Source organism: Streptomyces sp. W16 (assembly GCF_033194735.1).
GTDB lineage: Bacteria > Actinomycetota > Actinomycetes > Streptomycetales > Streptomycetaceae > Streptomyces.
In genome coordinates this window covers 1-8,178 of sequence record NZ_JAWOAI010000459.1, presented here as the reverse complement: position 1 = coordinate 8,178, position 8,178 = coordinate 1, and the positions used below count along the sequence as shown (strand labels likewise).

Sequence of the window (8,178 nt, the reverse complement as noted above, 5' to 3'; positions counted from 1 at the left end):
CGAACCGGTCGACTCCCTGGGGCTGTTGGGCGTGCTCGGCAGGATCGCCGTACGGCTCGGTCTGCCCGTGCCCGCCGAGGCCGCCGACAGCGCGGCGGCGGCGATGACCGAGGTCCTGGCCCGCTGTGCGCAGGGCCGCACGCTCGACCTGTACGACGAACCACTGGCAGGAGGCGTCACCGCATGAGCACCGCACTGCAGCAGGAGAGCGATCCGGCCGCGTACAACCCGGGACCTCGTCCGACGTTCGCTCCGGGACCCGGCGCGCCCCTGCCCGGCCTGCACCAGGCCCTGTCCACCACGGGCTACGCCCTGGTGTGGGGGCGTCCTGTCGACTGGAGTCCCGAACTCCCGGCCGTCAAAGGCCTGTTGGGCAGGGAGTTCACCCGGTACGAGAGGATCGGCAGTCCAGGGCACCGGCACCGGTTCGCGGCCTCGCGGATGCTGCTCAAGCACGCCGCCGCCGCGGCCCTCGGTGCCGAACCCGAGCAGCTCGACCTGGCGCGCAGGCCGGGCGGGCGCCCCTATGTCCGGGGGTGCGACCAGCTGGAGGTGAGCCTCAGCCACACCGGGCAGATGCTGGTGGTCGCCGTGAGCCGGCTGGGCATCGTCGGAGTGGACGTGGAGGCGGCCGACCGGACCGTCCTGGGCAGCCCCGTGGAGCGTGACATCTGCATCGCACGGGAGTCGGAGGCCATCGGCCGGCTGCCCGCCGACCGGCGCAACGCCGCGTTGGTGCGGCTCTGGACGCTCAAGGAGGCGTACAGCAAGGCGCTCGGGTTCGGGATGCGGATGTCGTTCTCCTCGTTCGGCTTCGACCCCGTCGGCGGCGAGGGCCCCGGCCGGCTGCTGAGGGCCGACGGGGTGCCGGTGGAGCAGGGCCAGTGGTGGTTCCAGTCGCATGTGCTCGACGGCGCCTACACGGCGAGCGCCGCGATCTCGCGCAGCGGGCTCGGTGACATCCGCGACACCCAGGCCCGCACGATGCTCGACGGGGACCTCACGGCCACCGTCCTGGCCGCCGCCGCAGACCGCGCCGGAACGGACCCGTCCTCCAGCGGGACGGAATCCGGTCCTGGACGGCAGCCGTGGGCACCTCAGGCCGAGAGCCTGGCCGGTACCCCGTAGCCCGCGGGCTCCGGGAGGTCGAGGGTGGCGCAGCCCGCCAGCATCCTGCCGTGCAACTCCTGCAGCCGGGCCGAGGGTTCGATGCCCAGCTCCTCCACCAGGGTGGAGCGCAGCCGCTGGAAGCTCTCCAGGGCCCGCCAGGTGCTCCCGGAGCGGTAGAGCGCCAGCATCAGCTGCGCCACCAGGCTCTCCTGCATCGGGAACCGGGCGACCAGCATGCGCAGTTCGGCGACGATCCCGGCGTGCCTGCCGATCGAGAGGTCGGCCTCGATGCGCTGCTCAAGCGTGCGCATCCTGGCCTCCTCCATCCCCACCAGGTCCAGGCCGAGCACGGGCCCCACCGGCACGTCCGCGAGGGCCTCACCGCTCCACAGGCCGAGTGCCCGGGACAGCAGTTCGGCGGCGGCGTGGGCGTCTCCCCGCTCCAGGGCGGCACCGCCCGCGGCCGACTGACGCTCGAACTCCCGCAGATCGCTGTCGTCGGGAGCCGCCCGCAGCAGGTAGCCGCCGTAGCTGGTGACGAGGACCTCCTTGGACGTCCTGGACGGTGTTTCGCCGAGCGCGTTCGCGATCTTCCGGCGCAGTTGCAGGATGTAGGTCTGCAGTGTGGTCGCCGCACTGCGCGGTATGTCCTGACCCCAGATCTCCTCCATGAGAGTGGCAGCGGGTACGACCCGGCCGGCGCGCAGCGCGAGCACGGCGAGGATCTGTCGTGGTTTGCCTGCACTGGGCACGATCGACGTGCCCCGTTCCCGGACCAGTAGCGGTCCGAGCACTTTGATCTCCACAGCGGTACCTCCTCGCGATCCTTCGTCATGGATCGTCACATCGGCCCGCCGCCCGTTCCCAGTGTGCTCGTCACCTTCTGGAGCGTGAACATCTCATGCCCGCGGCATGAGCCATTCACTGTCGCGGTGCCCGCCGCGGCCCGATACTCACAGGAGTTGCTGGAGGTGCTGCGTGTCCCCCGAACCTGAGGTCCCGCGGACCGACCCCGGTACGTTGCCGCTCTGGTCCCTGCGCGAGGAAGTGACCCTCGAAGCGTCCATGGACGGCGAGTTGGTGCTGCGCGACGGCTGCACGACCGAGCCGGTGCGCGACGCGGACCCGGTCCTGTGCGAGGTGCTGCGCCGGATGACGTTCGGACCCGTGCTGCTGTCGAACGTGGACCCGTCGCTGGCCCACCCCGCCATCCGTGAGCCCGGGGCGTGGGAGTGCGGCGCCTCCCCCGTGTGGCCGGTGCTGCACCGGCTCTCGCATCTGGTGGTGCGGAGTCTGGGCACGGACGACAAGAAGGGGCCGCTGCTCTCGGTCTTCACGAAGACACGTGGCACCCTCTTCGATCCGGTCCGGCTGACCGACGGCGATCCCCTCAGGCTCTCGCCGTGGGCCTCCCTGCGCGGCGCGGCGGACGGCGATCCGGTCCTCGAATCGACGCTCGCGCCGTTCCGCGTGGTGCTGCACCGGCCCGAGGCGGCATGGTCCGTACGTGTTCTCGCGCGTCCGGTGAGCCCGGCGACGGTGCTCGCGCTTCCCCTGGCGCCCGCGACGGCGGCGGACATCCTCGCCTATCTGGCCGCCGCCGGGATGACGGAGAAGGCCTGAGGGCACCCCTCAGATCAGCCAGCCCGACTCGCGGGCGATACGGACCGCGTCCACCCGGTTGCGGCCGTTCACCTTGGCGACCACGGTCGTCAGGTAGTTGCGCACGGTGCCCACCGAGAGATGCAGCGTCGCGGCGATCTCCGCGGCCTCGGCGCCGTCCGCGGTGAGTCGCAGAACCTCCAACTCGCGGTCGGTCAGCGGGCTTTCGGGGCCGCCCCAGGCATCCATGGCGAGCTGCGGGTCGATCACCCGCTGCCCCGCGTGCACCCGGCGCACCGCCTGGGCCAGTTCCTTCGGCGGGGCGTCCTTGAGGAGGAAGCCGGAGACCTTGGAGGCCAGGGCCCGGCGCAGGGTGCCGGGGCGGCCGAGGCTGGTGAGGATCAGGCACCGGCACTCCGGGAGCCGTTCGTGCAGTTGGGCGGCGGCGCTGAGACCGTCCAGGCCCGGCAGGTCGATGTCGATGATGGCGACGTCCGGCCGCTCTTCCAGGGCCGTCGGCACGATCGCGTCTCCGCGCTCCACGTCGGCGACGACCACGAAGTCGCTCTCCAGCTCCAGCAGGGCCACCAGAGCGCCCCGGATCATGTGCACGTCCTCGGCGAGCATGATGCGTATCAAATCGTTCCTCCTGGTGAAGGCCGGGGCCGCTCGCGCTCTTCGTACAGCCACCGATCGTAGCCTCGCCGCGGTGCCGGTCCGGCCGGGTTCGACCGTCCCTCGATCCAGGGCGGTCACGGTTGCCGTCGTACCCACGAGCGGATCAGGAGACGGCTGTGACAGTGCTGCGGACCGAGTCGGAGCCCCGGCTTGAGGAGATCGCGGACCAGGTCTTCGCGTACGTCCAGCCGGACGGGGGCTGGTGTCTCAACAACGCGGGAGTGATCGTGTCCGGCGGCGAGAGCGCCCTCATCGACACGGCGGCGACCGAGGCCCGTGCCCTCGCGCTGCGGAGCGCCGTGCGCCGGGTGTCCCCGAGGGCGCCGCGGACGGTGGTCAACACCCACTTCCACGGCGACCACACCTTCGGCAACTTCGTCTTCGCGCCCGAGGCCGTGGTCGTGGCGCACGAGCGCACCCGGACGGAGATGGCCGGGGCCGGCCTGCATCTGACCGGACTGTGGCCCGACGTCGAATGGGGTGAACTCTCGCTGGCGCTGCCTTCGTTGACGTACGAGAAGCGGATGACGCTGCATGTCGGCGAGGTCACCGCGGAGCTGCTGCATCTGGGCCCCGCCCACACCACGGACGACACCGTCGTGTGGCTGCCCCGGGAGCGTGTGCTGTTCACCGGCGACCTGGTGATGTCGGGGGCGACCCCGTTCTGTCCGATGGGTTCGGTGTCCGGCTCGCTCGAAGCCCTCGTGGAAATGCGGAAGTTCGGCGCGCGGACCGTGGTGACGGGGCACGGCCCGGTCGCCGGGCCCGAGCTCCTCGACCGGGCCGAGAGCTATCTGCGCTGGCTGCAGACGCTGGCGCGGGACGGACTGGCGGCGGGGCTCAGCCCGTTGGAGGCGGCGCGGGAGACCGATCTCGGCGAGTTCGCCGAACTCCTCGACTCCGAGCGGCTGGTGCCGAACCTGCACCGGGCGTACGCGGAGGCGCTGGGCGGGGTGCCCGGCGAACGGATGGACATCGGGGCGCTGTTCGGCGAGATGATCGAGTTCCACGGCGGGCTGCCGGTCTGCCACGCCTAGGTCGTGTCCGCGAAGTCCCGTCGCATTGAGGGAGCGAGCCGGGCGTCGCGGGGCAGGCGGGACTTGGCGGACACGGCCTGGGCGGCACGCCGTCAGTGGCGCCGCCCGAAGCGGGCCTCCCCGACCCCGGGGAGGCCCGCTTCGCTGTCGTACGGCGGCGGGGTCAGCCGGGCGTGCCCGCCAGCTCCGCGGCCGACTCCCAGACGCTGTAGGCGCGTTGGTGGTAGAGCAGCGGCCTGCCGGCGAACACCTCCGCGCCCTCCACCCGGCCGATCAGGATCCAGTGGTCACCGGCCTCCACCCGCTGCACGACCGTGCACTCGGCGTGGCCGAGCGCGATGCCGCTCAGCACGGGCGCGCCGCGGGCGACCTCGGAGGGGCGCCAGGTGTGTCCGGCGAACTTGTCGGCCGCCTTTCCCGCGAACCGCTCCGACGCGTCCTGTCCGCCGTCCGCGAGGACGTGCACGACGAAGGCACCGGAGTGCTGGAGGGCCGGCAGGCTGCGTGACCCCTTGTCGACACAGACCAGCAGCAGCGGCGGGTCGACCGACACCGCGGACACCGCGTTGCAGGTGAACCCGCGGGGCTCACCCGCCCCGTCCAGCGTCGTCACGATCGAGACCGTCGTCGGGAAGGAGCCGAAGAGCTCCCGGAACCGTCCTGCGTCCACGGCCATTGAGCCTCACCGTCGCTTTCTCCGTCCGGCTCGCACGGCGGGGTGCCGCGCCTGTCGCACGAGCATCGGCGAGTCGGGTGGAGACCCGCTGGATGCCAACTGGAGGTGAGCGGGCCGGAGTTCAGGCGATCGGCTCCGACTCCTGCACGGCCACGGGCCCGACCGGTCGCAGCGGGGCCTCGGCGAGCACCTCGAAGCAGCCGTCGTCGCGGACGGACGCGATCAGCGAGCCGCCGACGTCACCGAGGCGCACGGCCAGATTGCCCAGGCCGGTCCCACGGTGCGGGGACGGATCGCGCCTGCCGGGGTCCACCCCGTCGTTGACCACGGACAGCATGGCGCGATCGTCCTGTTCCCAGGCCTTGATCGTGCAGTACCGGACCTCGCTGTGGCGCAGCACGTTGGTGATGCCCTCGCGCAGCACCGTGGCGAGGACGGTGTCCACCTGGGGGGCGAGCGGCCCCAGTTGGATGGCGACCTCCACCACGACCTCCGCGGCGCTGAGCACCGAGCCGGCCGACGTGGCCTCCTGGGAGAGCGACATCTTCCGGTATCCGCTGGCCACCATGCGTACGTCGGCCAGGGACTGGCGCGAGATGGTGAGCACCGTGCCGATCTCGTCCCTGGCCCGCTCCGGGTGGCTGAGCACGAGGCGGTGGATCAGCTCGCTCTTCAGCGTGATGGCGGAGAGGCTGTAGCCGAGGAGGTCGTGCAGGTCGCGGGCGAAGCGCAGACGTTCGTTGGCCACGGCGGTGCGGGCCAGCTCGCCCCGGGTGGCCTGGACGCGGACCACGAGCTCGGTGAGCCAGGTGAACCCGTACACGACGAGGCCGCACAGCAGAGTCGATTCTGCGTAGTAGGCGCTGTCGTACAGGGGTTCGCCCTCCGCCATCGGCAGACACAGCATGGTGAGTCCGATGCACCCGTACAGGCTCCAGCCGATCCAGGTCGGCAGGAGCAGCAGCACGGAGCCGGCGAGGAAGCCCGCCATCGCGCCCCACTCGGAGCGGAAGAAGAACAGCGGCACATAGGTGAGCGCGGCCTGCAGCCCGAGGGTCAGCAGTTTGGCGCGCCCCGACGCGCGGGCGGCACCCGCCGCGGAGTGGCGGAGCTGCAGGGCGAATATCAGCCCCAGACTCACCAGGCCGATGACCAGCATGTACGGGCGCATGGTCTCGCGGGTGATGTTCAGAATGGTGATCAGCAGAAAGCTGAGCAACACCGCGATCAGCATGGCGCGGGCGAGCCGAGGGGCGGGGATGCCGCCCGCCGCACCCGGCCCGCCGTCCGGAAGACGCGCCGACTCGGCAGCGTCCTCCGGTGGTTCGTACGGTGACGACTCGCCCGGCACGATCCGGCGCGCGGTCCTGCTTGACACGTAGGTACCCCCCAAGTACGGCTACAGCCGCACCGAATCATACGGAGGTCATGTCAAGACGCGGCCAAAAATCTCCCCATGAATGCACCGCACGAGCGCCCGCTCAGACGAACAGCGGTACGGGGTTGAGCCGCTCATAGGGGGTCGGTGCGTCGAGCCGGCCGGTCCGGACCGGCGCGTCGTACAGCCGCCCGGGGGCGAATCTGGCCCAGAAGTGCCGTAGGCCGGGGACGATCACCTTGACCACCGGGAGGCCGATGTCGGGCCGGGTCTGGTCGAGCACCAGGAGTTCGAGTCCGTGGCGCCGGGTCAGGGCGAGAATGTCCGCGACGTCGTCGGCGAGGTCGGCGCGCGGGACGTAGGACCAGTGCTCCGGGGAGCGCGGTGCCTGCCGTGGATCGGCGCGCAGATAGGGCTGGTTGGCGATCGTGGCCCGTTCCCACCAGGAGCGCGGCTCGGGGTCGGTGAGGGTGTAGCCGGTGCCGTCGGGCCGTGCCCCGGCCGCGGCGGGCAGCAGTTGGGCCATCTCGGTCAGCGCGCGGCGCAGGGCGACCTCGGGGTCGAAGTGGGCGCCGAAGCCGAAGACGACGTCCTCGGCGGGTTTGTCGGTGCGGCGGGAGAGCGCGGCCACCACCGGGATGCCCAGGTCGGAGGTGAGGTCGAGCGCCCAGACCTCGCGGTTGAGGAGCCGGCAGCCGTCCTTGACGCGCTCGACCCACGGGGCGCCGAAGGCATCCAGGTCGAGGGCCGCGTGGCGGGTCCTGTTGTACCACCACAGGGCGACGGCGTCGCGCTCCACCAGCTCCAGGAAGCCCTGGACCAGGGCATCTTCGAGGCTGGATCCGGCAGCGTTGCCGTTGGAGTCCGCGCACACCGAGTCGGGGCCCGCCTCCGCCGCGTCGAAGTAGAGCAGGGACGTGGGCAGGAGCCGGTGGGTCTGTTCGGTGAGCGACCAGACGGGCGTCCAGTCCGTGGGCCGGTCGACGTCGAAGGGCCTGGGCACGTACTGGAAGTGCGACCGCGTACGGTTCCACGCCTCGCGGTCGCGGTACTGGCGGGGATCGTAGAGCTGGCAGGCGTTGGGATGCAGGGCCGCCTCCCCGAGCGCGCGGAACGTGTCGCGGACGACGGGCTCGTCCCCGTGCAGCGATCCGCTGTACCGCTCGACCGCCTCGCCCAGCGCGCTCGCCCTCGCCTCTTCGGGGCTGAGCCCCTTGCCGCCGCTCAGGCTCCGCAGCCCGGCCCGCAGTCCGGCGAGCGTACGGGAGTCGACGGCCAGGTTCTGCCCGGACAGATAGCAGTCGACGAACCCGGGGCCCGACGGGTCGCGCCGTACGTCTCGTACGATCCCGGTCACGGGGCCCACCAAATGGCCGTAGGTTTCCAGGAGTTGACCCGGTTCCAGGAAGCGGTGGCCGTTTCCCGTGCGGTGCGCCTTGGGGCGTGACACGGGGGCCACGGGCTCGGCGATCCGCTCGGCGACCAGGCCGGGATCACCGCACTGCGGGCACTGCGGTCTGCGCCGCACCTCGTGTCCGGTGCCGCGCAGGGTGAGCGTGTTGTAGGTGAAGACGGTGTCCTGCCGGTCGTAGCGCATCCCCGCCAGCCACTTGGCGGCTTCCAGGACGGCGATCTGCAGGCCGACGCCGCGTCCGGTCGGGGGCGAGGCCGTGGGCCGGGGTACGGGCCCGGCGAGA

The 8,178-nt window shown here is 71.7% G+C and carries 9 protein-coding genes; 4 read left to right on the top strand and 5 right to left on the bottom strand.

Features of this window, described 5'->3' with window-relative positions; translation table 11 throughout:
- Both R6V09_RS40210 and R6V09_RS40205 read left to right on the top strand, forming a co-directional pair.
- Positions 1 to 187, top strand: a 187-nt coding sequence (locus R6V09_RS40210) for a hypothetical protein (protein WP_317886438.1), incomplete at its 5' end; no start/stop codon positions are given.
- Complete coding sequence (locus R6V09_RS40205; RefSeq protein WP_317886437.1) at positions 184 to 1,128, top strand: 4'-phosphopantetheinyl transferase family protein; 945 nt, start codon at positions 184 to 186, stop codon at positions 1,126 to 1,128. The genes R6V09_RS40210 and R6V09_RS40205, both read left to right, overlap by 4 nt.
- Here the strand turns inward: R6V09_RS40205 and R6V09_RS40200 are convergent.
- Positions 1,098 to 1,916 (bottom strand): AfsR/SARP family transcriptional regulator, encoded by an 819-nt coding sequence (locus R6V09_RS40200; RefSeq protein WP_317886436.1) that lies wholly within the window; start codon positions 1,914 to 1,916, stop codon positions 1,098 to 1,100. The two genes, R6V09_RS40205 and R6V09_RS40200, sit on opposite strands and share 31 nt — an antisense overlap.
- A 172-nt stretch (positions 1,917 to 2,088) precedes the next feature.
- Here R6V09_RS40200 and R6V09_RS40195 point away from each other — a divergent pair, with 172 nt between their 5' ends.
- The gene (locus R6V09_RS40195) at positions 2,089 to 2,733 is read left to right on the top strand and encodes a hypothetical protein (protein WP_317886435.1); all 645 of its coding nucleotides are present in this window, start codon (positions 2,089 to 2,091) and stop codon (positions 2,731 to 2,733) included.
- A 9-nt stretch (positions 2,734 to 2,742) separates the two neighbouring features.
- Here R6V09_RS40195 and R6V09_RS40190 read toward each other — a convergent pair whose 3' ends face one another.
- Positions 2,743 to 3,351 carry a response regulator transcription factor gene (locus tag R6V09_RS40190; RefSeq protein WP_317886434.1) on the bottom strand — a complete coding sequence of 203 codons (609 nt, stop codon included), beginning with the start codon at positions 3,349 to 3,351 and terminating at the stop codon, positions 2,743 to 2,745.
- A 155-nt stretch (positions 3,352 to 3,506) separates the two neighbouring features.
- On the opposite strand from R6V09_RS40190, the gene R6V09_RS40185 reads away from it, so the two are divergent.
- Positions 3,507 to 4,427, top strand: a complete 921-nt coding sequence (locus R6V09_RS40185) for an MBL fold metallo-hydrolase (protein WP_317886433.1) — start codon at positions 3,507 to 3,509, stop codon at positions 4,425 to 4,427.
- Positions 4,428 to 4,590: 163 nt separating this feature from the next.
- On the opposite strand, the gene R6V09_RS40180 is transcribed toward R6V09_RS40185, so the two are convergent.
- The 3 genes from R6V09_RS40180 to R6V09_RS40170 all read right to left on the bottom strand — a co-directional run.
- Positions 4,591 to 5,103 (bottom strand): flavin reductase family protein, encoded by a 513-nt coding sequence (locus tag R6V09_RS40180; protein ID WP_317886432.1) that lies wholly within the window; start codon positions 5,101 to 5,103, stop codon positions 4,591 to 4,593.
- 121 nt (positions 5,104 to 5,224) lie between these two features.
- Positions 5,225 to 6,481, bottom strand: coding sequence for a sensor histidine kinase (locus R6V09_RS40175; RefSeq protein WP_317886431.1), 1,257 nt, complete (start codon positions 6,479 to 6,481; stop codon positions 5,225 to 5,227).
- Between the two features lie 103 nt (positions 6,482 to 6,584).
- Positions 6,585 to 8,178 (bottom strand): TOMM precursor leader peptide-binding protein (locus tag R6V09_RS40170; RefSeq protein ID WP_317886430.1); only part of this gene is annotated, 1,594 nt, incomplete at its 5' end.

Coding starts and splice junctions, on each gene's coding strand:
- R6V09_RS40205 (WP_317886437.1), top strand. CDS start 184: ATGAGCACCGCACTGCAGCAGGAGAGCGATCCGGCCGCGTACAACCCG.
- R6V09_RS40180 (WP_317886432.1), bottom strand. CDS start 5,103: ATGGCCGTGGACGCAGGACGGTTCCGGGAGCTCTTCGGCTCCTTCCCG.